The sequence below is a fragment of the Sinobacterium norvegicum genome, assembly GCF_923077115.1.
In the GTDB taxonomy this organism is placed as follows: Bacteria; Pseudomonadota; Gammaproteobacteria; order Pseudomonadales; family Sinobacteriaceae; genus Sinobacterium; species Sinobacterium norvegicum.
The window spans coordinates 35464-60557 of the sequence record NZ_CAKLPX010000004.1 but is presented as its reverse complement, the minus strand read 5'-3'; the positions used below and the strand labels follow the sequence as shown (position 1 = coordinate 60557).

At 50.9% G+C, this 25094-nt stretch carries 19 protein-coding genes; 12 read left to right on the top strand and 7 right to left on the bottom strand.

Annotated features, from left to right (window positions below; all coding sequences use genetic code 11):
- Positions 1-3: 3 nt before the first annotated feature.
- Positions 4-1356, top strand: a complete 1353-nt coding sequence (locus L9P87_RS14800) for a tetratricopeptide repeat protein (RefSeq protein WP_237445536.1) — start codon at positions 4-6, stop codon at positions 1354-1356.
- Positions 1357-1441: 85 nt separating this feature from the next.
- Here the strand turns inward: L9P87_RS14800 and L9P87_RS14795 are convergent, their stop codons facing one another.
- From L9P87_RS14795 to L9P87_RS14775, 5 genes are all read right to left on the bottom strand, one after another.
- The gene (locus L9P87_RS14795) at positions 1442-3373 is read right to left on the bottom strand and encodes an acyltransferase family protein (protein WP_237445535.1); all 1932 of its coding nucleotides are present in this window, start codon (positions 3371-3373) and stop codon (positions 1442-1444) included.
- Between the two features lie 86 nt (positions 3374-3459).
- Positions 3460-5304, bottom strand: coding sequence for a dihydroxy-acid dehydratase (gene ilvD / locus L9P87_RS14790; RefSeq protein WP_237445534.1), 1845 nt, complete (start codon positions 5302-5304; stop codon positions 3460-3462).
- 101 nt (positions 5305-5405) lie between these two features.
- Entirely contained in the window at positions 5406-6707 is a 1302-nt protein-coding gene (gene argA, locus L9P87_RS14785) for an amino-acid N-acetyltransferase (protein WP_237445533.1), read from the bottom strand.
- 136 nt (positions 6708-6843) lie between these two features.
- On the bottom strand, positions 6844-8118 hold the full coding sequence (locus tag L9P87_RS14780) for an inorganic phosphate transporter (RefSeq protein WP_237445532.1): 1275 nt from the start codon (positions 8116-8118) through the stop codon (positions 6844-6846).
- 18 nt (positions 8119-8136) lie between these two features.
- The gene (locus tag L9P87_RS14775) at positions 8137-8814 is read right to left on the bottom strand and encodes a TIGR00153 family protein (protein WP_237445531.1); all 678 of its coding nucleotides are present in this window, start codon (positions 8812-8814) and stop codon (positions 8137-8139) included.
- Positions 8815-9032: 218 nt separating this feature from the next.
- Here L9P87_RS14775 and tfpB point away from each other — a divergent pair, with 218 nt between their 5' ends.
- The 8 genes from tfpB (at position 9033) to rfaP (ending at position 19630) form a co-directional block, all read left to right on the top strand.
- A complete protein-coding gene (tfpB, locus tag L9P87_RS14770; protein ID WP_237445530.1) occupies positions 9033-10817 on the top strand; it encodes a type IV pilus assembly ATPase TfpB in 1785 nt (594 codons plus the stop codon).
- A gap of 62 nt (positions 10818-10879) precedes the next feature.
- Positions 10880-13798 carry a bifunctional [glutamate--ammonia ligase]-adenylyl-L-tyrosine phosphorylase/[glutamate--ammonia-ligase] adenylyltransferase gene (glnE, locus tag L9P87_RS14765; RefSeq protein WP_237445529.1) on the top strand — a complete coding sequence of 973 codons (2919 nt, stop codon included), beginning with the start codon at positions 10880-10882 and terminating at the stop codon, positions 13796-13798.
- Between the two features lie 128 nt (positions 13799-13926).
- Entirely contained in the window at positions 13927-14856 is a 930-nt protein-coding gene (locus tag L9P87_RS14760) for a branched-chain amino acid transaminase (RefSeq protein WP_237445528.1), read from the top strand.
- Positions 14857-14934: 78 nt separating this feature from the next.
- A complete protein-coding gene (gene waaF, locus L9P87_RS14755; RefSeq protein WP_237445527.1) occupies positions 14935-15981 on the top strand; it encodes a lipopolysaccharide heptosyltransferase II in 1047 nt (348 codons plus the stop codon).
- A 3-nt stretch (positions 15982-15984) separates the two neighbouring features.
- Entirely contained in the window at positions 15985-16986 is a 1002-nt protein-coding gene (gene waaC, locus L9P87_RS14750) for a lipopolysaccharide heptosyltransferase I (protein ID WP_237445526.1), read from the top strand.
- Positions 16987-17021: 35 nt separating this feature from the next.
- Complete coding sequence (locus L9P87_RS14745) at positions 17022-17732, top strand: lipopolysaccharide kinase InaA family protein (RefSeq protein WP_237445525.1); 711 nt, start codon at positions 17022-17024, stop codon at positions 17730-17732.
- Positions 17733-17738: 6 nt separating this feature from the next.
- A complete protein-coding gene (locus L9P87_RS14740) occupies positions 17739-18845 on the top strand; it encodes a glycosyltransferase family 4 protein (protein ID WP_237445524.1) in 1107 nt (368 codons plus the stop codon).
- Positions 18842-19630 (top strand): lipopolysaccharide core heptose(I) kinase RfaP, encoded by a 789-nt coding sequence (gene rfaP, locus L9P87_RS14735; RefSeq protein WP_237445523.1) that lies wholly within the window; start codon positions 18842-18844, stop codon positions 19628-19630. The genes L9P87_RS14740 and rfaP overlap by 4 nt, the downstream gene beginning before the upstream one ends.
- 5 nt (positions 19631-19635) lie before the next feature.
- Here rfaP and L9P87_RS14730 read toward each other — a convergent pair whose 3' ends face one another.
- Positions 19636-21072, bottom strand: a complete 1437-nt coding sequence (locus L9P87_RS14730) for a hypothetical protein (RefSeq protein ID WP_237445522.1) — start codon at positions 21070-21072, stop codon at positions 19636-19638.
- Positions 21073-21303: 231 nt separating this feature from the next.
- Here L9P87_RS14730 and L9P87_RS14725 point away from each other — a divergent pair, with 231 nt between their 5' ends.
- Genes L9P87_RS14725 through L9P87_RS14715 form a run of 3 tightly spaced genes read left to right on the top strand, consistent with a single transcriptional unit; the run spans position 21304 to position 24380 of the window.
- Entirely contained in the window at positions 21304-22611 is a 1308-nt protein-coding gene (locus L9P87_RS14725) for a glycosyltransferase family 4 protein (RefSeq protein WP_237445521.1), read from the top strand.
- Positions 22598-23308 carry a class I SAM-dependent methyltransferase gene (locus L9P87_RS14720; RefSeq protein ID WP_237445520.1) on the top strand — a complete coding sequence of 237 codons (711 nt, stop codon included), beginning with the start codon at positions 22598-22600 and terminating at the stop codon, positions 23306-23308. The genes L9P87_RS14725 and L9P87_RS14720 overlap by 14 nt, the downstream gene beginning before the upstream one ends.
- Before the next feature lies 1 nt (position 23309).
- Positions 23310-24380 (top strand): prenyltransferase/squalene oxidase repeat-containing protein, encoded by a 1071-nt coding sequence (locus L9P87_RS14715; protein ID WP_237445519.1) that lies wholly within the window; start codon positions 23310-23312, stop codon positions 24378-24380.
- On the opposite strand, the gene L9P87_RS14710 is transcribed toward L9P87_RS14715, so the two are convergent.
- Entirely contained in the window at positions 24357-24974 is a 618-nt protein-coding gene (locus tag L9P87_RS14710) for a class I SAM-dependent methyltransferase (protein ID WP_237445518.1), read from the bottom strand. The two genes, L9P87_RS14715 and L9P87_RS14710, sit on opposite strands and share 24 nt — an antisense overlap.
- Positions 24975-25094 lie beyond the last annotated feature (120 nt).

Below are 25094 nucleotides of genomic sequence, written 5' to 3'. Positions count from 1 at the left end.
CTTATGAAACTTGCAAGATGTTTAAAGCCGGTTCGACCGTTGGCTCGCGTAGTTGCAACCGGCGCGGTGTTGTCACTGCTGCAGGTTGCCAGCCCCGTGGTGATGCAGGAAGTCGGATATCAGGGGAGTCTTCCCGGCCAGGTAATGGCGGCGGAGAAAACCAAGAATACTGAAAAAACCCGCAAGACCCCGGCGCTGAGCGCCAAGGTTTTCGAGCAGTTAGAAAAGGCGCAGGAATATGCCGAGGCGGAGCAGTTTAAAGAGGCGGTTGCCGTTCTCGATAAACTCAAGGGCCGCAGTAGCAAATTCAACGCTTATGAAATTGCTCAGATGTACAACTTCTATTCTTTTATCTATTACAGCCAAGAGAATTATCCCAAGGTATTGGATTCCTACCGCAAGATTTTAGCGCAGTCGCCTAATATCCCGCTGGCGATGGAAAACTCCACCAAATACCAAATGGGTCAGTTGTACTTCGTCACCGAAGATTATAAGAACGCCATTAAGACGCTGGAAAACTGGTTTAAGGTTGAGCCCACGGCCAACGAAAACACCACGGCTCGCGTCTTGTTAGCGCAGGCTTATTACCAGACTAAGAACTACGATAAGGCCTTGAGCCAGATCGAACAGGCGATGAAGATTACCCAGGCCAAAGGCAAAGAGCCGAAGGAAAACTGGTATCTACTGATGCGTGTACTGTATTACGAGAAAGGCGATATGAAGAAGGTCGCTTGGGTGCTCGAGGAATTGACTCGTCGCTGGCCCAAGAAAGATTACCTTGTTCAGCTCTCCGGTATGTACAGTGAGCTTAACAACGAGAAACGTCAGTTGATCGCTCTTGAGACAGCTTATGTGGCTAATATGTTGAGTCGTCAGCAAGACTTGCTCAATATGGCGTATCTGTTCCTCGGCTCTGACACTCCCTATAAGGCGGCGAAAGTCATCGAAAAGGGTATGAAAGAGAAGAAGATCGAGCCTACGGCGAAGAACTACGAAGTGCTGGGCAACTCCTATCGTGCCGCGCAGGAAGTCGACAAGGCTATTCCAGCGATGGAAAAAGCAGCAAAGCTGTCACCCAAGGGTGAAAACTGGGCGCGACTAGCCAATGTTTATCTCGATGACGATCAGTACGGTAAGGCGGCAGACGCGGCGCGTAAGGCGCTGAAGAAGGGCGGCATCCGACGCAAAGATAATACCCAGATCGTTCTCGGTATGGCACTGTTCAACCAGAACAAGTTGGATGATGCCAAGAAAGTCTTTAAGTCTATCGATGATAAGCGCAGTAAAAACATGAAGGAGCAGTGGTTGAAGTACCTGCAAAGCGAAATTGATCGCAGGGCATCACTGGAGGTTTAAGCTCGCTTAAACGCTCAATAAAAAGGCGATACTGCTTGGCAGTATCGCCTTTTTTTATGACGAAATTATCTGCTAAATAAGCCCCTTATTTAGCTTGTTTGATCTGTAGAAACAGCTGCTTGAACATAGGCTCAAGCTTCAGGGCACCCTGAGCCGATAAATGGTCAGAATCTTTGTACAGGGCAAGGCCATTCTCTTCCGCAGGGCACCATTGTTCGCTACAGAGATAGGGTGTTGGATCGAGGGCGTTGACGGTACTGGCATCAATGACATTGTTAACATAGCGTTGCTTGTGAAGGTGGTCAGCAATGGGCAGGTTGATGGTATCTGTAGGCAGCCCCTGCATCGCGAGCTTGGTGAGTTCATGTGCCACGTCCAAGGTATTTTGCACCGGTACCTGCTTGGCAACCCAAACCCTAATGTCTTGAGCTTGTAGCTTATCTACGGTGGCATTAAATTGTTGTTTGAATTCGTTGCGTTCAGCACTGGCCAAAGAATCGGAGCTTGCTGCGTTATAGCTGGCACGGTTCCAATGGCTAACCAATAATACGTCAGTGATGCCATGGTTGCTCGCTAAGGCAAACATGCTGTTATTAAATTGTTGGCACCTGCCATGCGGCTCACTGGGTACTAGGATTGGCCGGCAGTTACTTTTGCTGGCAAACAATACCGCAGTATTAGATTCTTCGGCGGCGCTTTTCATAGACGCAAGCAAGGCCTCAGCATGGCTGTCACCCCAAATTAATAGCGTTGGCTTAGCCTGGTTGTTGCCAAACTGGCAGATGTTGCCCTCCCGAATGGCGCTGTTAGTAAGGTTGGCGCAACGTCTTTGATCATCGCTCCGGGATAATGCCTGGGCAAACTTAAAGGCATGCTCGGGTAGTCGTTCAGGATAACCACCGTCTCTGCGGATAGTCTGTGACACAACAGCGATGGCAATCAACGCGATGGCTGCCGCTATTAAAATGGCGTTATTGCTGGGGAAAAGTTGTTTCAGACGAAAAGGCGTTTCAATGAATCGCCAGGACAGGTAGGCCAATATAAGGCTAACAGCAATAAGGCCGAGTTTCAGCGCGAGAGTGAATTCGCCAACATGGTAATAGTGAGTGTAGGCTATCACCGGCCAATGCCAGAGGTATAGCGAGTAAGATATTAACCCGACCCAGATAGCGGGGGGGAGGGTGCAAAGCCGTTTAACCCACGTGTTGCTGTAGCTGTTTGCCCAAATAATAGCGGCAACAGCCACGGTAGGGGGTATTGCTGCGGCTCCAGGAAAGACAGTTGTGTCGTCATAAAAGAAGATGCAACTAACAATAGTGATCAGACCTGACAGAGAAATAACTTCACACAATATTGGCCGCTGGCGCATGGCTAAATTAATAGGAGCAATTGCTAGCAGGCTGCCGATCAGCATTTCCCATGCTCGAGTATGAAGTAGATAAAACGTTGAGGTTGGCTGGCTGCTAATTAAAACGAGGCTGACGACCAGCGATAGCAGCAGTAATAGGATGATTGCAGCGCGCTTATGCTTGGGGAAAAAGCGGTGAACAGTGATAAAAAATAATGGGAAGAAAAGATAAAATTGCTCTTCAACGGAGAGAGACCAAGTATGAAGAAGCGGTTTAAATTCTGATGGTCCATCAAAATAACCGGCGTTGGAAGAGAAAAAGAAATTTGATGCAAAGTAGGCCTGCTCTCTGGCGGATACTGCAAGCTCAACATAGTCAGCGGGTGAAAGAATAAACCAGCCGGTGACCAGTGTCGCTATAATCATCGCCGTTGAGGCGGGTAGAATGCGCCGGGCCCTTCTCGCCCAGAAATCGCGATAGCTAAATTGCTGCTCATTGACCTCGCGGATAATAATAGAGGTAATAAGGTAGCCAGAAATAACAAAGAAAATATCGACGCCAATGTAGCCGCCACTGAAACCAGGTATCCCCGCGTGGAACAATAGGACAGGCAGAATTGCAAGGGCGCGTAGTCCATCGATATCAGGGCGATAATTAAGTTTGGACATCGAACAACCGTTTCACTGCATAAAGGGGATTATTACTAAAGGAAATTAAAGCACAGGGGTGAGAGTTCACCCCTGTTGGTGGATAATTAGTCGAGCAGACTAATATCGCGTACCGCGCCTTTGTCGGCACTGGTGGTCATCTTGGCGTAAACCTTCAGCGCTGCAGAGACCTTGCGTGGACGATGCTCGACCGGCTTCCAGCCGTCTTTACCCTTGGCATCCATCGCGGCGCGACGGTCGGCCAATTGCTGATCGCTGAGGTCGACATCGATAGAGCGCTCTGGGATATTGATCTTGATAAGATCGCCCGGCTCAACCAAACCAATGGCACCGCCTGCGGCTGCCTCCGGTGAGCAGTGACCAATAGACAGGCCAGAGGTGCCGCCGGAGAAGCGACCATCGGTCAGTAGTGCACACTCTTTACCCAAGCCTTTCGACTTGAGGTAAGAGGTGGGGTAGAGCATTTCCTGCATGCCTGGTCCGCCTCGTGGGCCTTCATAGCGAATGATGACCACGTCTCCGGCTTTAACCTTACCTTCAAGGATGTCGGCAACAGCTTGGTCTTGGCTCTCGCAAATATATGCGGGGCCTTCGAATACCCAGATACTCTCATCGACGCCCGAGGTTTTTACCACACAGCCGTCGAGGGCGATATTGCCGGTGAGTACGGCAAGGCCGCCTTCTAGGCTGAAGGCATTCTCGATGTTACGAATGCAGCCATTTTCACGGTCGCCATCGAGACTGGACCAACGCGTACTCTGGCTGAATGCCGTCTGTGTTGGAATGCCCGCAGGGCCGGCCTTAAAGAATTCCAGGACGGCTTCGTCTTCACTGCGGATGATATCCCATTTGTCGAGGGCCTCTTTCATCGTCGGGCTGTGCACTGTTGGTATGTCGTTGTGCAGCAGGCCGGCGCGGTCGAGTTCACCGAGGATGGCAAAGACACCACCGGCGCGGTGAACATCTTCCATGTGGTATTTCGGTGTATTCGGTGCGACCTTACACAGCTGTGGAATCTTGCGGCTGAGCTCGTTGATGTCTTCGAGGTCGAAATCGATACCACCTTCCTGAGCTGCGGCTAGCAGGTGCAAAATGGTATTGGTTGAACCGCCCATGGCAATGTCGAGGCTCATGGCGTTTTCAAAGGCTTTGACGTTGGCAATATTGCGCGGCAGAATGGATTCGTCGTCCTGGTCATAATACTGGTGGCAGAGCTTGACGATTTGACGGCCAGCTTCAAGGAAAAGGTGCTCGCGATCGCTGTGTGTGGCCAGGGTTGAGCCGTTACCGGGTAGGCTGAGACCCAGCGCCTCAGTTAAACAGTTCATTGAATTGGCGGTAAACATACCTGAACATGAGCCGCAGGTCGGGCAGGCGCTACGTTCGACTTCGAGTACTTCCTCGTCGCTGGCATCGTCGGTGGCTGCCATGACCATGGCGTCGACAAGGTCGAGCTTATGCTCAGACAGCTTGGTCTTACCGGCTTCCATCGGGCCGCCGGAGACGAAGATGACTGGAATGTTAAGGCGCATAGCGGCGTTAAGCATGCCTGGGGTGATTTTGTCGCAGTTAGAAATACAGACAATGGCGTCGGCGCAGTGAGCGTTGACCATATACTCGACCGAGTCGGCGATAATGTCGCGTGAAGGCAGCGAGTAAAGCATGCCATCGTGACCCATGGCGATACCGTCATCGACGGCAATGGTGTTAAATTCTTTTGCTACGCCACCGGCTTTTTCAATCTCGCGGGCAACCAATTGGCCGAGATCTTTGAGGTGGACGTGACCGGGTACAAATTGGGTGAATGAGTTAGCGATGGCGATGATAGGCTTGTGAAAGTCATCGTCTTTCATTCCTGTTGCCCGCCAAAGTGCACGAGCGCCTGCCATATTACGGCCGGCAGTTGAGGTCTTGGAACGATAGTCTGGCATGTGACACCTTTGATCTTTGGTTATGAGCCCGCGCTCTTAGGCGCGGTATGGCAAGCTAAATTTGCCGGCTAGCTTATCATAAGCGCTCCGGCGATGTCTGTTCAAAGCGGCTTGATGAATACTTTGGAATTACGTTGATAGTTATAGAGCTGCTGTTTCTGTGTCGGCAGCTGGGCGGTATCGGCGGGTTCGAAACCCTGCTCCCGAAACCAGTGCGCGGTCTGTGTGGTGAGTACAAACAGCTGTGTCATACCGAGTTTTTTAGCCTCACTCTCAACCCAGTGCAGCAGGCGTTCGCCGCGTTCACCGCCACGGTATTCCGGGTGAGTAACAACGCAGGCTAGCTCGGCCAGGCTATCCTGAGGGTAGTGATAAAGCGCGGCGCAGCCGATGACCATACCGTCCCGCTCGATGACGACAAATTGTTCAATCTCGGTTTCTAGGTGTTCTCTCGAGCGCCGCACGAGAATACCCTTCTGCTCCAGGGGGCGTATCAGGTTGAGAATACCGCCGACATCGTTGATCGAGGCCTTGCGGGTGACGTCATAGCTGTCGGCATAAACCATGGTGCCGCAGCCATCACGGGTGAACAGCTCCCGTAACAACGTACCGTCTATTTGATTGCTGATGATATGGACTCGCTCAATGCCTTGGCTGGAGGCCTCGATGGCGGCGTTGATCACGTGTTGTTGATGGTCGCTGAGCGCGGTGAGCTGTTTTGCCTCGGCGATGGATAACTGAGCCACGAGTTGATTGCCAGCATCGAAGATTCCCTCGCTGTTGTCGAGATAGATCAGTTTATCGGCTTTGATCGCCAGCGCTGTCTGCATCGCCAAATCCTCTGCCGGCATGTTGAAAATTTCGCCGGTTGGAGAGTAACCCAGAGGGGAGATTAATACGATGTCGCCACAGTTGAGCTGCTGAGTGATCGCCTCAGCATTGATGCTGCGAACGCTGCCGGTATGCTGAAAGTCGACACCTTGGTGTACACCCATAGGTTTGGCCGTCACGTAGTTGCCGCCGGTGACACGAATGGTGGCGCCGTGCATCGGCGAGTTGGGTAACCCCAGTGACAGCATGGCTTCGATAGAGCAACGGATGGATCCGCTGGCATCCTTGACCGCCTCTAAGGCGTCGACGTCGGTTATGCGAACATTGTTGTGTATATGGCTCTCGAGGCCACGTAAATTGAGCCGTTGTTGAATCTGAGGTCGGGCACCATGAATCAACACCAGACGGATACCCAGGCTGTTCAGCAGGGCTATGTCATGAATAATATGACGAAAGTTATCCGACTCAACCACTTCACCAGTCAGGGTGATCACAATGGTCTTGCCATGATGGGCATGGATATAGGGGGATGATTGCCGAAACCAATCGACAAAGGCCTGGGTATTATTCACCGGATTAGCGCCATAGTAGAGTCATTAAACTCCCAGTATATCAGTGCCGTGCTGGCTGACAATGTTTGATCTGTTGGGGGTTTCAGGCGGGCATAAAAAAAGCGGCCGAGGCCGCTTTTATCGACGCAATGTCCTGCTAGCCAAACATGCCTTTAAACATGAAGAAGAAGACAATTGCCAGGCCAGCGCCGGCCGGTAGAGTAATAATCCACGACATAAAAATCGATGAAATAACCCGCAGGTTAAGGGCGCCAATACCACGGGCTAGGCCCACGCCGAGTACCGCACCTACCAGCGTGTGGGTGGTGGAGATAGGCAGGCCGGTGGCGGAAGCCAAGACCACGGTCGTCGCGGCGGCGAGTTCCGCGGCAAAGCCGCGACTGGGCGTCAATTCGGTGATTTTCTTGCCGATGGTAGCCATCACCTTGAACCCGTAAGTGGCCAAGCCGACGACAATACCAGCACCACCAAGGAGCAAAATCCAGCTGGGCATAACGCTCTTAGCTTGTACGCCACCGGTTTCTAGAACACCCCAAATAGCGGCAATAGGGCCGACAGCGTTGGCGACATCATTAGAGCCGTGGGCAAAGGCCATGGCACAGGCGGTGAAAATCATCAGAACGGCGAATACTTTTTCGACGCTTTCGAAGCGGTTTTGGTTATTGGAGTTCTCAATAAACTTGATGCGACTGAGGAAATATTTGCCGATCATTGCCACGATGATACCGGCGATGATGGCAATGCCAGCATCCTGCACAAAGCTCAACTGAATGCCGGCATCCTTGAGGACGTGTTTCAGGCCTTTGAGCATGGTAACCATGGCAATCATAAAGCCAACAAAAAACATGTAAACCGGTACGTATTTTTGTGCGTTTTGGAAGGGGCTTTTGGTGTTAAGAATTAGACGCTGAACCGATTTAAACAGTGCAAAGGAGATCACGCCGGCCAGCATGGGTGATACCACCCAGCTGGCAACGACATGGCCGACCTTACCCCAGTTCACCGCGTCGACACCGATACCCGCGGCGGCAAAGCCGACAATGGCGCCGACAATACTGTGGGTGGTCGATACCGGCCAGCCCATCATTGAGGCGATGAACAACCAACAGCCGGCAGCAAGCAGGGCTGCCAGCATGCCGTAAACCAGCAGCTCGGGTTGGCCGCTAAGAATGGTCGGGTCTATGATGCCTTTGCGTATGGTTCCTGTGACCTCTCCACCGGCCAAATAGGCACCGGCAAACTCGAAGATCATGGCGATGAGAATCGCTTGTTTTACGGTAAGCGCCTTGGAACCTACAGAGGTACCCATGGCGTTGGCAACGTCGTTGGCGCCGACACCCCAGGCCATGAAAAAGCCAAAAGCACAGGCCATGATAAGGAGAATGGTGCCGTATTCAGCAATAATATCCATAGTGATAAACTCTATTGATTAACGTGCGATTAAGATTTGGAGGCGGGCGCCAACGCGCTGAGAAGAGTCGGCTAAATCGCCTATCCACTCGATAATTTTGTAGAGAAACATCACCTCGATAGGCGGCAGATCGTTTTCAATCTTGAACAGCGTGGCGCGGATGGCCACCTCTAGCTCGTCGGTGTCTGTTTCGAGGCGATCGAGCTCGCCGATAAGGGCTTCTACAGTCTCTAACTCACGGCCGCTAAAGCCGGTGTCGAGTAACTTATCTAGTTCGTTAATGGCCTCGACAGCCTGAGCCGATGTGGCGATGGCCTTATTGACGTAGCTTTCCATCGAGGCCTTCATCGCCTGAGGAATTTCCATCTGACGGCCCAGCATCAGGCCGGCAACATCTTTGGCTTTATTGGCAATTTTGTCCTGCATGGTAACCAGTTCAAGCAAATCTGAACGTGGAACCGGTAAAAAGAGGTTTTTCGGTAGATGAAGGCGAATTGAGCGCTTCATGTCATCGGCTTCGTTCTCTAAAATACCGATTTGACGCTGTTGGCTTTCGGCCTGTTCCCAGTCGCTGATTAATACGGCGGCAAAGAAATCATGTAGTTGAGCAGCACAAGCCTGTGCTTTAATCATATGGCGCTGAATCGGCTTAATTGGCGATTGGCCGAACATGTTACCAAACGGGATGCTAACCATTTTAAGGGCTCCGGTAGTTGTGAAGCAAAAACACACGATGCTAGATATTAATTCGAGCATTGTCATTTATTAATGTTACAGCTTTATGACAGTTTGTCATCGAACTGTCATAAAGCGTCGAGGGTGGCGTTAATAAAAGCGTGTTAAGACTTTGTAAAAGCCATACAAGTTGTTAATAATATTAAAATTAGCGTGTTATTTAGTTGAGTGAAATTTATATGACAGAAACATTACAAAACAGGTCTAGCGGCCAGCTTATTGAACTTCGCACGCTGCTGGATGATTTGTTAGCCGACGATCGATTAAGTCAAAAAGATCATGATCGTATTGTCAGTGTTTCTCGTACGCCAGAACAAGCGGCGCTGCACCCTATTAACTTTATCGCATCGCAACAGCTTGATGATCAACTAAAAAAGAATAAGAAACTCGATACTGAGAGCTTATTAAAATGGCTGGCCGACCGCGTATCTCAACCCTATATGCGTATTGATCCGCTGAAAATCGATGTTGCAGCGGTCAGTGGGGTAATGAGTTATGCCTTTGCCCGCCGTCATCAAATTTTGGCGTTGGCGGTTGACAGCGATGAGGTGGTGATCGCCTCGGCGCAGCCGATGGTTGATATTTGGGAGGAAGATCTACGCCACATTACACGTAAGCAAATCCGCCGGGTTATCGTCGACCCTGTCGAGATTAAGAAATACCAAGTCGAATTTTACACGCTGGCAAAGTCGATCAGTGGCGCAAATAATGAGGGGGTTGGCAGTTCTACGGGGCTGTCAAATCTAGAGGCGATGCTCGACCTTGGGCAGATGAAAGATCCGGATGCCAACGACGAGCATATTGTGAATATCGTCGATTGGCTGCTGGGCTATGCCTTCGCTCAGCGTGCCAGCGATATTCATATTGAGCCCCGTCGTGATATGGGCCGTGTTCGGTTTCGTATCGACGGGGTGTTACACACCATTTATGAGTTTCCCGCGCAGGTGACAACGGCGGTGGTCAGTCGGATCAAAATATTGGGGCGTCTCGATGTCGCCGAGAAACGTCGCCCTCAGGATGGCCGTTTAAAAACCCGCCGTGCCGACGCCAGTGAAATTGAACTTCGTCTATCGACCTTGCCTACGGCGTTTGGCGAAAAACTGGTGATGCGTATCTTCGATCCGACGGTGTTTACTCAAGGCTTCGATGAACTTGGTTTGTTGAAGGAAGATCTGCGCCGTTGGCAGGGTTTGCTCAAGAGCCCGCACGGAGTCATTTTGGTGACGGGGCCTACCGGCTCGGGTAAGACGACCACGCTGTATAGCAGCCTGCGTCAGTTGGCGACCGATGAGGTCAATCTGTGCACTATCGAAGACCCGATCGAAATGATCGAACCGATGTTTAATCAAATGCAGGTGCAGCCTAATATCGATCTAGATTTTGCCACCGGGGTAAAAGCGTTGTTACGCCAGGACCCGGATGTGATTATGGTCGGAGAGATCCGCGATGCAGAGACCGCCGACATGGCGACACAGGCAGCCTTGACCGGCCACCTGATGCTGTCGACACTACATACCAATGATGCGCCAAGCGCCATTACTCGGCTGCTCGAAATCGGTGTGCCTGCCTATCTGTTGCGGGCTACTCTCAGCGGCGTGATGGCGCAGCGCTTGGTGCGGACACTGTGCCCCGATTGTAAGGAGCCGGTGTCAATGGATACCGGTGTCTGGTCAGAGCTAACCGCACCCTGGCGGGTGACGGCGCCACAGCAAGTGTTCCAGGCCAAGGGCTGTGATGAATGCCGCTATACCGGCTTCCGCGGTCGTCAGGGTATCTATGAAATCCTCGTCCTGTCAGACGATGTAAAACAGCATATAACCAATGATACTGATTTAAAAAAGCTGAGTGAGCAGGCAATGAGAGAGGGCATGCGAACCTTACGGCTCAGCGGTGCGCAAAAGGTCGCGGCGGGTTTAACCACCGTTGAAGAAGTGCTGCGTGTCGTGCCTGCGCGAGCGCAATAACACCGCTGCCCGCCAGCGTCTTGCAACCACAGTGATAAATAGTAGCCCCAGGAAACAGTGATATGGACCAATTAAGTCTAGATTTTTTGCCGGTTGAGTTAGCCGAACAATTGGCGTCCCACTGGACGTCGATCAGGCTGGCGGCTGAGGAGCAAGGTTTGGCCTTGGACGCGGCGATACAATTGCGGGCCGTCGAACAGGGTGAGTTGGGTAAGCAGTTGGCGATGGCAATGGTGGGCAGCGAGTTCTTTATTGATCAGTGTCGGCGAAATCCCGCTATGTTAATGACGCTATTACAGCGCGACCTGCTCCATCGTAAGGTCAACGCTGTTGAACTGCGGGGCAGCTTGGCTAAGTTTCTTGCCGAGGTGGAGGACTTCGATCAGCTCTGTCGTGCTATCAGACAATTTCGCAACCGCCAAATGTGCCGGATTATATTTCGCGACTTTAACCGCCTGGCGTCGATGCAGGACACGACGGCGGAACTCTCTGCGTTGGCTGACTGTTGCATCGACTTGTCATTGCAGTGGCTTTATCAGCGCCAGTGCGCGGATATGGGGACACCGGTCAATGAGGCAGGCATGCCCCAGCGGATGGTGGTGGTTGGCATGGGCAAACTGGGTGCAGGGGAGTTAAACCTGTCCTCGGACATCGATCTGATATTTGCCTTTCCCGAGCGTGGTCAGACCCGTGGCGGCAAGAAAGAAATCGATAATCAGACCTTTTTTCTTAAACTCGGCCAGCAACTCATCAAGGCCTTGGATCAGCATACCGCTGACGGTTTTGTCTTTCGTGTCGATATGCGGTTGCGGCCCTGGGGGCAAAGCGGTGCCCTGGCATTAAACTTTGATGCATTTGAGGCTTACTACCGAGATCACGGGCGCGAATGGGAGCGCTATGCAATGATCAAGGCGAGGATTGTCGCCGGAGACATGCTCAATGGTGAGCAGTTAATGGGGATGCTGCGCCCCTTTGTCTATCGTAAATATGTCGATTACAGCGTTATTGATGCGCTGCGCTCGATGAAGCAAATGATTACCCGTGAGGTTGCCCGTCGCGGCTTGAATAACGACGTCAAACTCGGCAGTGGCGGTATTCGTGAGATTGAATTCATCGCTCAGGTGTTTCAACTGATTCGTGGTGGCCGTGATGTGGAATTGCAGGATAGGCGGCTGCTTAGAAACCTTAAGCTTCTGAAAGAATATGAATATTTACCGGCAGAGGCGGTTGATGAACTCGACGCCGCCTATCGGTTTTTGCGTAACAGCGAGCACGTCATTCAGGGCTACCAAGATAAGCAAACCCAGGCCTTGCCGATGGAGGAGATTCACCGTCTGCGCCATGCCGTTGTCATGGGTTTCAGTGATTGGCAAAGTTATAGCGAGGCCTTGGATATACACCGCAGCGCTGTCGCCATGCATTTCAAATACTTAATCGCCGACCCCGACGAGGATCAGCAAAATGACGAGGTCGGCAAGGAGTGGGGTGATATTTGGCTGGGTATAGCCGAGCAACAACAGGCCGTTGAGTGGTTACATCGACACGGGTTCGACGAGGTGGATGACGCCTGGCGGCAGTTGTGCCTGCTGCGGGATAGTAAGCGTGTGCAGATGATGCAGGAGGCCGGTCGTAAACGTTTGGATGCGTTTATGCCTCGTTTGCTGGCGGCGGTGTCAGAGCAAGAAAATGCCTCGGCCTTGCTGTTAAGAATGATTCCTTTTGTCGAGGCGGTACTCCGTCGCAGTGCCTATATGGTCTTGCTGATGGAAAATCCTCAGGCACTGGAGCAGCTGGTCATTCTCTGTGCCGCCAGCCGCTGGATAGCTAAACAGTTGGCGGATAGGCCGGCGCTGCTCGATGAGCTACTCAATGTTGAGAGTCTCTACACTGTCCCCGACAAGCAAACTCTGGCCGATGAGTTACGTACACAGCTATTGCGTCTACCAGAGGATGACTTGGAAGGGCAAATGGATGTGTTGCGTTATTTCCGCTCAGCACATGTATTGCATGTGATGGCGTCGGAGGTGACCGGCAGGTTACCGCTGATGAAGGTCAGCGATTACCTGACCTTTATTGCCGAGGTCATTCTGCAGCAGGTGATTGATTTAGCTTGGGCGGCAATGACGCTGAAGCATGGTCGGCCGCAGCGTCAAGGCGGCGGTGCGTGTGACCCTGGCTTTATTATTGTCGGCTACGGCAAACTTGGCGGCCTCGAGATGGGGCACGCCTCAGACTTGGATCTGGTGTTTTTGCATGACGGCGACATTATGGCGGATACGGATGGCGATAAGCCGATCTCTGGTCAGGTGTTTTTTACCCGCCTCGGGCAAAAAATTATTCACTTCCTCACGACCACGACGACCCAGGGTGAATTATACGAAGTCGATATGCGCCTTCGGCCCTCGGGCAATTCTGGTCTATTGGTGAGTTCGCTGGCCGCCTTCGAGCGCTACGAGAAGAACGATGCCTGGACCTGGGAGCATCAGGCATTGGTGCGTTCCAGGGCTGTGGCCGGTGATCAACAATTAATGGCTCGGTTTGAGTCGTTGCGTCGAGAGTTGCTATGTCAGAGTCGCGACCCAGCGAAGCTGCGCTCGGAAGTTACCGCAATGCGTCATAAAATGAGTGAGCACCTGTTGCCGAAGGGGGCAAAAGATCACTCGACAGAGGTTTTTCATCTCAAGCATGGCTCTGGTGGTATCGTTGACATCGAATTTATGGTTCAATTTGCGGTTTTAGCATTGGCACATCGGCATAATGAGTTGGCTGAGTGGTCGGATAACATCCGAATTTTGGAGACGTTGTCTCAGTCGCAGCTATTATTTGGCGACAAGACAGAGGCAATCGCCGAGGCTTATAAAGCCTATAGAGCGAGCTCTCACCGCCTTGCTGTACAACAGCGAGAGAATACAGTGAGCACCGACCAATATGTTGAAGAGAGAAAGCTTGTCACCGATATGTGGCAGCAGTATTTATCTTAATACGACAAAAAGCCGAAGAGGTTTTCGTTGTAGTACGACGACGTTAGCAACATTAAACAAAGAATTTAGAGTATATCGCAGCAATTTGCTAAAGGCACTTGCGCGACAACAGGTTGGGAGTATGAGTTATGTCGATGGCCGATAGAGACGGTGTGATCTGGTTAGATGGTGAAATGGTGCCTTGGCGCGAAGCAAAAGTGCACGTGTTAACCCACACGTTTCACTATGGTTTAGGTGTTTTTGAGGGTGTGCGCGCCTACAAGACGGCCAATCACGGCACCAGCATTTTTCGCCTGCAGGAGCATACTGACCGTCTTTTCCGCTCGGCTCACATCCTCGGCATGGATATGCCGTTCAGTAAAGATGTGTTAAATGAGGCGCAAAAATCGGTTGTTCGTGAGAATAATCTCGATGAGGCCTATTTGCGCCCAATGTGTTTCTTGGGTTCTGAGGGTATGGGGCTTCGTGCTGACAACCTCAACACCCATGTGATGGTTGCCAGCTGGGATTGGCCATCTTATATGGACCCTGAGGCGAAAGAGATCGGTATTAAAATTCGCACCTCTAGTTATACCCGCCATCATGTCAATATCACCATGTGTAAGGCAAAGGCGAACGGTAACTACATCAACTCGATTCTGGCACTGCGTGAAGCCTTGCAGAGTGGATGTGACGAGGCATTATTGCTGGATAACGAAGGCTATGTTGCCGAGGGCAGCGGCGAAAACTTCTTCATGGTTTACAACGGTATTATTTATACCCCTGAGCTTACGTCGTGCTTAGATGGTATTACCCGTGCAACCATCTTTCAGTTGGCCCAGGAACGAGGTTATGAGATTCGCGAGAAGCGTATTACCCGCGATGAGGTCTATGTGGCTGATGAGGCCTTCTTCACCGGCACTGCCGCAGAAGTGTTGCCAATCCGTGAGCTCGATGGCCGAGTCATTGGCAGCGGCCGTCGCGGGCCGATTACCGAAGAGCTGCAAACCGCCTACTTCGACTCGGTACAGGGCAAGCTTGAAACACATTATGATTGGCTGGCTCCGGTGGCCAAATAATTCGCGTGACAACGATGAGCAAGGTGGAAAAAACCGTTACGATTGGCTGGCCCTTGTGGCCAAATAGCTTGAGTAGACATGGTGAGTAAAGCGGAAAAAATCTTTATTGTCGGTCCTTCATGGGTCGGCGATATGGTGATGGCACAATCGCTGTTTAAGGTGTTGTGCCAGCGCTACCCGAACTGCGAGATACATGTGCTGGCGCCGGATTGGAGTCGGCCTGTATTAGAGCGGATGCCGGAGGTGGCGGCGACAATTGTTATGCCTGTAGGCCATGGCAGTCTGCAGCTTAAGAGGCGCTATCGCCTCGGTAAACAGTTGCGCGAAGAGGGTTATAGCCAGGCTTACGTATTACCAAACTCGCTGAAGTCAGCATTGATTCCGGCCTTCGCTGAAATCCCCAAACGGGTCGGTTGGCGTGGCGAATACCGCTATGGTCTGCTCAATGATATTCGCCTGCTCAATAAAAAGACCTATCCGTTGATGGTCGAGCGCTTCGTCGCACTGGCCCTCCCTGTGGGTCAACCACTGCCTGCTATACCCAACCCACAATTACGCGCCGATGGCGATAATCAGCAGCAGCTGATTGAACGTCACCGGCTCGATTTGGCGCAGCCTGTGCTTTCGCTCTGCCCCGGTGCAGAGTTCGGCCCAGCCAAGCGTTGGCCATCGCGTCATTACGCCGCTCTGGCCGACATGGCGGCGGCTGAAGGCATGCAAATTTGGCTGTTTGGCTCTGCCAAAGATCGTGCTGTAACCGATGAAATCGTGACGTTAATGGCGTCCAAGTCCTCGGCTAACATAGTCAATATGGCCGGTGAAACAGCGCTGGGCGATTCTGTCGATTTGCTGGCCCTGTCTAACGCGGTGGTGAGTAATGATTCGGGGTTGATGCATATTGCTGCCGCAGTGTCGGTGCCACTGGTGTCGGTGTATGGTTCGACCTCGCCAGAGTTTACCCCGCCACTGTCCGATGCGGTGGCAGTGATCGCCTCCGATATTAGCTGTCGCCCGTGTTTTAAGCGCGAGTGCCCGTTGACGCATATGGATTGTTTAAATAAATTGGAGCCAGCAACTGTGTTTGCTGGTTTGCAGCGCCTGTTGGCGAACGAAGAGCCGGCATAGATTATGCGCGTATTGGTTATTAAGACATCGTCCATGGGGGATGTAATCCATACCCTGCCAGCACTCGCTGACGCCAAGGCCGCGATACCCGGCATTACCTTTGACTGGGTGGTTGAAGAGGGTTTCACTGAAATACCCAGCTGGCATCCGGCGGTTAATAAGGTGATTCCTGTGGCCATTCGTCGCTGGCGCAGAAGTATTATCCAAACCCTGGCAGGTGAGGAATGGCGCAGCTTTAAGCGTGAGATGCGCAAGTGTCATTATGATTGTGTCATCGATGCACAGGGCTTGCTCAAGAGTGCGGCCTTAACCCGGCTGGTAAAGGCCCCCTGTTACGGTCTAGATAGCAGCTCTATTCGTGAGCCGCTGGCATCGTTGGCGTATAAGCACAAAGTCAGTGTCGATAAGAACCAGCATGCGGTGGAGCGTGTTAGAGAGCTGTTCGCCAAGGCGCTGGGTTACCAGCAGCCGACTACTGTGGCTCAATATGGATTAACCCGCAAACAGTTTGCCGGCTCTACCGTGGTTGAGCCCAACGTTGTACTGCTGCACGGCACGACGTGGCCGACCAAGCACTGGCCACAGCAGTATTGGCAGCAGTTGGCGGCCAAGCTGACGGCAGAGGGCTATCGCGTGTTGTTGCCTTGGGGTAGTGAGACTGAGCGAGAGCGAGCGAAGTTTATCGCCGAGGGCAACGATGCCGTCGAGGTGTTACCGCGGTTAAATATCAAAGGTGTGGCGACGGCGCTGGCCCAGGCGACGGCTGTTGTCTCTGTTGATACTGGCTTGGGGCATTTATCGGCAGCCATCGGTGTGCCAACGCTGTCCTTGTACAGCCCAACCGACCCAAAAATTATTGGTACCAGTGGCGAGCAACAGTTTCACTATTCGACCAATGAAATCGAAGATACTGGTACGGAATATGATGCGGACATTGAACCGGCAAATTTTGCGCCGATGACGCCTGACTTGGTTTGGCAGAGGCTAAGACTGGTGCTCGAATAATTCTTTATCAGAATCAATTAATAAGATGAGCTTCTATGGATAGCGTAGATAAAAACCAACAGCTTTTTTATCGCACGGGCTTGAAAGATATAACGGATTGGTTGGCTCTGGGTTTGCAGTTAGTCGACGAGCCAAACTTCGGCCACGGGGGCTACAGCGAGGTGGGTTCTATGCGCCTCGATGGTAAGCTATTCTATGTCAAAAGGCAGCACAATTATCACATGCGGACGCTGCGGCACCCACTGACAGGCGAGCCCAGCTTTCGCCGGGAGCACTATAATATTCAACGTCTCTATGAAAAGGGGATAAAAACTCTGGATGTGGCTTATTATCAAGAGGTAAAAACCTCGAGGGGGTGGAAAGCGGTGTTGGTTACCGAGGCCTTAGAACAATACACCTCGTTAGACAAAATCCAAGAGCTGGACTATGACGACGATAGCTTTATTCAACTGGTGCGAGAGCTGGGGAGTAAAGTCGCCCAACTGCATGCGACGGGTTTGCGTCATCCCTGCTTATACCCAAAGCATATATTCTTTACCGATGGTAATATACGGTTTATTGATCTAGAGACTGTGCGGCCACATTTTTCGTTGCGGCATTTCTGGCAGAGAGATTTAGAGGTTCTATTTCGGCGCTCTAGCGAAAGATTTAAGTCTTATAGGAAAGAGTTTTTATTGTCTTATTGCCACGGTGATTTGAAGGCTGTCAATAAGCTTGAAGTGTCAATAACAAAGCGAAAGAAGTGATATCTATTGAAACTAGCCTTTACCTTGTTTAAGTATTTCCCCTACGGCGGCCTGCAAAAAGACATGTGGCGGATTGCCCACGCGTGTGCGGATCTCGGCCACCAAGTAGAGATATTCTGCGGTGTTTGGCAGGGCGAAAAACCGATTCAGATGCCGGTGTATGAGCTGGGCAAAAAAGGTTGGTCAAATCACACAAAAAATCGCCGTTTCAGTGAGCGCTTTGCCGCCGCTATTGCGGAAAAAAACTTTGACCAAGTGATAGGGTTTGATCGCCTACCGGGGCTGGATTGGTACTATGCCGCCGATAGCTGTTTCAAGGCCAAGAAGATCAGTCCTTGGTATGCGTTGACGCCGAGGGTCCGGCATTTTCTCCGCGTCGAAGCATCGGTGTTTGGTCGACAGTCTTCGACGCAGCTGTTGATGATATCCCAGGCTGAGATGGCCAGTTACCAGCAGTGCTATCAGACACAGAGTGAGCGATTTTACCTGCTTCCCCCCGGTATTTCGCCCGATAGAATCGCACCGAAAAATAGCGACGAGATCGCAACGGCAACGCGACAGATGCTGGGCATAGAAGATGAGCAAAAGCTACTGCTGATGGTCGGTTCTGGCTTTAAGACCAAGGGTGTAGATCGGTCGATAAGAGCGCTGGCTGAACTGCCATCAGAGCAACGACAGCGGGTGCAGCTGAAAATCGCCGGACAGGATAGCCCTGAGCGTTACCTTGCCTTGGCTAAAAAATTAGGTGTTGCCAGTCAGGTAGAATTTTTAGGGGGCAGAGATGACGTGCCCAGCCTGCTGCTTGCCGCGGACCTGTTAATCCATCCCGCCTACCGGGAAAATACCGGCACGGTGCTGCTCGAGGCGATGGTTGCCGGCACGCCAGTACTGGCCAGTGAGGTCTGTGGTTATAGCCATTACATCCGAGATTATTCAATGGGGTTTGTCGTGCCTTCACCCTTACAGCTGTCGCTGCTTAGCCAGCAATTGTCAGTGCTGCTTTTTAACAGTCAGATAGACTGGCAGGCGAATGGTCGCCACTTTGCCAATACCGCGGATATTTTTTCTATGCCGGTACGAGCCGCCGAACTCATCACAGGAAGCGCCCAATGACCTTGCATCTCGAAAAACCCTTTGACAGCCTGTGGTCCACCCCTTTCGACGCCGCTATAGCCCAGCAAGGTGAAATATATAGGAGCAAGGAAGGGCGTCGGACGCTGCAATTTGAGGCCCAGGGGCAGAGTTACTTCTTGAAGCTGCATCAGGGTATCGGCTGGGGCGAGATTATAAAAAATCTAGTACAGCTGAGGCTGCCAATATTAGGGGCGCGCAATGAATGGCTGGCCATTGAGCACTTGAAGTCAGTGGATGTGGGGACGATGACGGCGGCAGCTTATGGCGAGCGAGGCTGCAACCCCGCCAAACAGTTGTCGTTTATTGTCACTGAAGATTTAATCGATACCATCAGTCTTGAGGATTACTGCAAAGATTGGGTGACGTCACCGCCAGATACCAAGTTGAAAGTTCGATTGATTAAAAAAGTGGCTGAGATGTCAGGTAAGATGCACGGCAGCGGCATGAATCATCGCGATTTTTATCTCTGCCACTTTTTGCTCGACGAGACGATTGCCGCCGACAGCGATGAGTGGCCAAAGCTTCATATTATCGATTTGCACCGGGCTCAAATCCGCGCCAAGGTGCCTTATCGGTGGCAGGTAAAAGACTTGGCGGGTTTGTATTACTCGGCGCTGGATATTGGCTTAAGCAAAGAGGATGTAGCGTTATTTCTTGGCAGTTACTCACTCGATTTAGATAAGAAATGCCGACAACAAATAGAGCGCAAAGCTATGAAGCTCTATTTAAAGGACCATGGCCGGGCGGCAGTTTTACCGAAGTAATCCTGCTATTGCTTGCGCTGATAAATATAAGCTGACTTTTTCGCTTTTGTATCAATGATTTCGACCAGCCGCCAATGCTTCTTATTGGCTGGAGCCTCTCTGGCTATCAGTATGTAAAAGTCTTTCTTCGATCGCTCCAAGGATGTCGGGCGTGATTTATTGTAGACGCCTGTGGCCAGGTAAATAGTTTGCTTGTCATTGCTGCCAATACTCATGCCGGGGTGATTTGTTTTAACCCACTCGCCAGATTTCACTAGATAGCTTTTGTCATTAGGCTTGGTTGAAATAACGTTGTCTAAAAAGGCGATGGCAATAATAACACCAACAAAATATTTGAGCTTAGAGCGCTCAGAATAGATATGGTCGACAACATGGACGAGGGGGAATAATAATAATATGGCCAGAAATCCGGTATATCGGGCGACCAATATTTGAGTGGAAACGAACTGCATAAACAGCGGTATAAGCATGAGCCCGGTAAGTACTAAAAGAGCCTTTGACTGTAAAAAGGTTTTTAAATACAGCTTAAATCTAATAGCAGCAATCAGGGTGAAAGCAGGTTGCAGTGCGAACACAACAATGGTGATGAAAGAGCCCAGCAAGCCAAAAAGATAGAAGCTGGTGGCGTACTCGGCGCTGAATTCGTTCAGGATCTTGTTGGCAATGATGTCGCTGTTGCGGTGTATGTCGGCTAGTAAGTGAGAGAGGTTGAAGGTGGTCGAAAGTTGTTTTGCAATCTTGTATTCAGGGAAGCGGAATATGAGTAACAGCAGTATGGCGAGTAGCAGTGCTCCTACTGCAGCGATTATGGCTGATTTTCGGCTGCTGTTGTCGCGGCGACTAAACAAAAAAGCAGCGGGAAATGCGAGGCTAAAAATAATGAACTCAGCTCTGAAAAAACAGGCAACAAAAATCAATAATAGAGAAGAAAGCAGTAGGGTGGGGCGTGTTTTTTGCTGCCAGTAAAGGCAGGCGTAATAGATGGCGGCCAACATAGAGGCCCATGCCCCTGGGTCTCTGATGACCATGCCCCTATAGCCATTGATGGCAGGTAGGCTCAAAATTAGCAGCGCGGATATCGTCGCGATTTTTATATTGTTAGTGGTGAGAAAGTTAATGCGAATAAAAAAGTCAGTAATCAATAAGAAGCTAGCCGTCGTGATGACTTGCAAGGCAGTGGATGTATCAATATAAAAAACCTGCGAAATAACGGCAGCCAGAACGGATAGAAAGGGCCAGTTGTAATTAGCCCTGGCTGCTTCGAGGCCGTGTTGAAGGAAAATGTTTGCCGTCTCGTCATACAGCATGCCGTCGCGGTTGAGGGTGATATTATTGAAAATAAGCCAAAAACTAATGGCAATGCTAATAAAGGCGGCATAGCTTCTAAGAGTATAAATGTTACGAGGGCAATAGTTTGGGTCAATCGTCGGTGACAAAAACATAATAATTAGGTAGCTGCAGATGTAGGTGTGAGTGTATTGCTTACACAATACATTAAAAAACTTAGCATTACTTCAGCTGTGGATTTTTCACCCTCTCACGCGTAAAATTGAGACCGGCTTAAAGGCATGAAGGGGCGTCTATGCGACTATTTTTTTATATCGCAGCCGTCTAAAATATTACTTTATAATCAATGATTTGCCGTTGAATATTATAATCGAAGAAATGAAAAATTGTTAAAACCAAAGTCAGAGCACGTCATTACGCCGGATGAAGCCAGCCTCATACCTGCTGAAGCTTCACCGCCCCCTCTTAATATTTGTTTGTTAGGCTATCGCTCCCACCCTTATGGGGGTGGTCAGGGCATCTATTTAAAATATCTAAGCAAGGCTTTGGTCGATGCAGGGCATACCGTTGATGTGATATCCGGCGAACCTTATCCCCATCTGGATGAGCGGGTGAGGTTGATTAAAATGCCAGGCATGAATTTGTATGAGCATGGTTTGCTGTCGCTGCGCCTTCATCACCTTAAGTCTCGCGCCAATATCATTGAATGGGTGAGTAAGCTAACCGGTGGCTTTGCCGAGATGCAGGCATTTGGCCGCCGTGCCGTGGCTCACTTGAATAAGAAGGGGCGTGATTACGATATTATCCACGATAACCAGTCATTATCCTTTGGGATGTTAAAACTGCAAAAACAAGGTTTCCCGTTAGTTAGCACTATCCACCACCCCATTACTCGCGATTTAGAGATTGCGTTAGGTGCAGCTAATGGTTGGTGGCAGAAACTTTTAACACGCCGCTGGCACTCCTTTTTGGACATGCAGCGCTTTGTTGTCAAGCGATTGGATCACCTACAGACGGTATCTGAGAAGTCGTTGGTTGATATTGGCACGGCCTTTGGCATTGATGACGACCATATCACCTTGGTGACAAACGGTATCGATACGGAAGAGTTTTACCCGCAGCCTGATGTGCCAAAGATCAAGGGGCGTATCATGGCAACAGCTTCAGCCGACGCCCCGTTGAAAGGCTTGCGTTACTTATTAGAGGCGATCGCCAAGCTGGCAGAAAGTCACCCCGATATAAGTTTATTATTAGTCGGCAAGCCCCAGCCCGGCGGCGATACAGAGCAGTTAATTCAGAGATTGGGCATTGGTCAGCGAATAACTTTTGTTCACGGTATTAGCACGCAAAAGATGGTGGATTATTACGCCCAGGCTGAGGTTGCCGTTGTGCCCTCGGTCTATGAGGGCTTTGGTTTGCCAGCCGGCGAGGCAATGAGCTGCGGTGTGCCGCTGGTATCGACCGATGGTGGCGCCTTGCCCGAGGTGGTAGGAGAGGCCGGTGTCATCGTTCCTGTTAAAAATAGTGCCGCCATTGCTGAGGCAGTCGACGAACTACTGCAAAGCCCCGAGCGTCGTCAGCAACTGGCTATTGCCGGTCGAAAGCGTATTGAAGAAAAATTTTGCTGGCACCTGGCCGCCGAACAAATGACTGAATTCTATAGAGAAGTATTGAAGAAAAATGAAAACCGTTAATTATAAGAAATTTGGTCTCAGCGCCGGTGATGTGGTTTTAGACTTAGGTTGCGGTGAGGGACGCCATGTTATCTCGGCTTATATCGAGGGCGATATACAGGCTGTCGGTGTTGATCTAAGCCATAAGGACTTGAAAACAACGGCGGATAAATATCAAGATTTTGCCGATGCTGATAATGATGCCAAGTCGTTTGGTTTGTCTGCTGCCAATGCGCTACAGTTGCCCTTTGCCGACAACACCTTCGACAAGGTCATCTGCTCGGAGGTCTTGGAACATATCCCCGATTGGCAGGGGGCGCTCGACGAGGTTGAGCGGGTATTAAAGCCTGGCGGCACCTTCTGCGCCAGTGTTCCCCGGGCATGGCCGGAGAAAATTTGTTGGTATTTCAGTGATGAGTATCACCAAGTTGAGGGCGGACACCTGCGAATCTTCGATGAGGACGAATTTCGCTGCGCCATCGAGATTCGCGGCTTTCATATCTATGCCAAGCATTTTGCGCATGCGCTACACTCACCCTTTTGGTGGTTAAAATGCATGTTCCACGATACCCGAGATACAAATCCGCTGATTAAGCTGTATCATCGCTTTTTAGTCTGGGATTTGATGGACAAGCCATGGTTTACCGTCAACCTTGAGAAGTTATTAAACCCGGTACTTGGCAAAAGCGTTGTGATGTATTTTAGGAAGGGTTTATAGGGTGAGTGGTTTGTATCTGACGAAAGGGTTGTATCCAGAGGATTTCCTGCGTAAGACAGTCGAATTTATTCGTGACACTCAGCTGCCCTGTGGCTCTGTGCCATGGTTTGAGGGCTCGTATGCAGACCCGTGGGACCATGTCGAGGCGGCAATGGGACTTTCTATTGGCGGCGAGTTTGAACACGCTGTGAATGCCTATCGTTGGTTGAAAAACATACAGCTCGAGGACGGCAGTTGGTGGGCGGCCTATAAGAATGGCGAAATACATAACCATGAGCGCCGTGAAACCAATTTTGTTGCCTATATTGCCACGGGCATTTGGCATCATTTCTTGATCTCTGACGACAGAGAGTTTTTAGTGGAAATGTACCCCATGGTCGAGCAGGCCATTACCTTTGTGTTGGCGCTACAAACGGAGCATGGAGATATCCATTGGGCGGTGGATGCGGAGGGTAAGGCGAAAGAAGATGCATTGGTAACAGGCAATAGCTCGATTTATAAGAGTCTCGAATGCGCATTTAATATATCGGTTACTCTCGGCGAAAACCGAACTGACTGGTTCGCTGCCCGCTCTAAGCTGGGTAACACGCTGGCCAATCACCCTGAGCGATTCGATCGTACGTGGGAATCGAAGGCGCGTTATTCGATGGACTGGTTCTACCCTGTGTTGACCGGCGCGCTTGATCAACAGGCGTCTAAACAGCGTTTAGCAGAGCGCTGGGATGAGTTTGTGATGGATGGCATGGGCTGTCGCTGTGTCAGTGATGAGCCCTGGGTAACCATTGCCGAATCCTGTGAATTGACCATGGCCTTACTTGCCGCGGGTGAGCGTGAAAAAGCAACCGAGGTCTATAGTTGGCTGCACCAGTGGCGTTTGGAAGATGGCTCCTATTGGACGGGTTATCAGTTCAAACAAGATTTACTGTGGCCTGACGAAAAACCGACCTGGACGGCCGGTGCGATTTTGCTGGCGGCAGATGCGCTGACGGACCATACCCCGGCAGCTTACCTGTTTAAAGAAGTTAGACTGCTGGAGTTAGAGAGCGATCTACTTTCTGCGGAACAAGCCTAAGGTATTGACCATCGGCAGCTTGTCAAACAAACCTGAAGCCTCCGCCAACTTATAAATGGTGTAAGGGGCTTGGCCACCTTCCTCAGGGTTGGGAAAGATATCATGTATGGCCAGGATGCCACCGGATTTGATATGTGTTACCCAGCTTTGGTAGTCAGTCATTGCTGCTTCTAGGCTGTGGCCGCCATCGATAAACAACATGCCCAGCGGTGTACCCCAGTGACGTGATGCAGCCTTGGAAGATGAGACGACAGGGACGACGGTCTCCTCTAGCTCCGCGGCACGCATATTCTTGCGGAACTCTTTAAAGGTGTCCATCAACTCGACAGAGGCATCATAAAGATCGCCGTCGTGATACTCCTCGCCTAATTGGTGCTCTTCACTGCCGCGATGATGATCCAGCGCATAAACAGTGCCACCCAAGGCTTTGACGGCAGCACCAAGATAGATAGTTGATTTACCGCAGTAACTACCGATTTCGAATATTGGCCCTAGGCTGCTACATTGCTGCGCGTGAAGATACAGTGCCTCGGCCTCGTCGTCGGCTAAAAAGCCTTTGATTTCAGTGATGTCGATGGGTAGTGAGACAGACATGAAGATTTACCTTGTTGTGTTGGTCTTGGCCTATAGTGAGAAAGGCAGTATTTTATCGCCGGTATCATAGCCTGTGTGGCGGTTAAGGTGTAGTCACCTTCGGGTTAGATTATCAATCTA